This window comes from Colwellia marinimaniae (assembly GCF_002207865.1).
Lineage (GTDB): Bacteria > Pseudomonadota > Gammaproteobacteria > Enterobacterales > Alteromonadaceae > Colwellia > Colwellia marinimaniae.
This window is the reverse complement of record NZ_BDQM01000176.1, coordinates 1-325: the sequence shown is the minus strand read 5'-3', so window position 1 is coordinate 325 and position 325 is coordinate 1. Positions and strand designations below refer to the sequence as shown.

Genomic DNA, 325 nt, shown 5'->3' with positions numbered 1-325 from the left:
GGAAGCTATGGGCCTGCTTAGGTGACGTCTCTCGTCAGGTTGAATGGCATGGTCGCTGGCTGGATGCAGAAAGCTGGAAGTGTGTGTTTACCGCAGCATTAAAGCAGCAGGATGTTGTTCCTAACCTTGCCGGGAATGGCTTTGTGGTAATAGGCCAGTCAACCAGCAGGATGCGTGTAGGCGAATTTGCGGAGCTATTAGAGCTTATACAGCCATTCGGTACAGAGCGTGGCGTTCAGTGGTCAGACGCAGCGAGACTGGCGCTGGTGTGGAAAGCGAGATGGGGAGACAGGGCTGCATGATAAATGTCGTTAGTTTCTCCGGT

The 325-nt window shown here is 53.2% G+C and carries 1 protein-coding gene; it reads left to right on the top strand.

Features of this window, described 5'->3' with window-relative positions; genetic code table 11:
• The coding region (locus MTCD1_RS18785; RefSeq protein ID WP_088569007.1) for a recombination protein NinB at positions 1–302 on the top strand (302 nt) is incomplete at its 5' end.
• Positions 303–325: the final 23 nt, after the last annotated feature.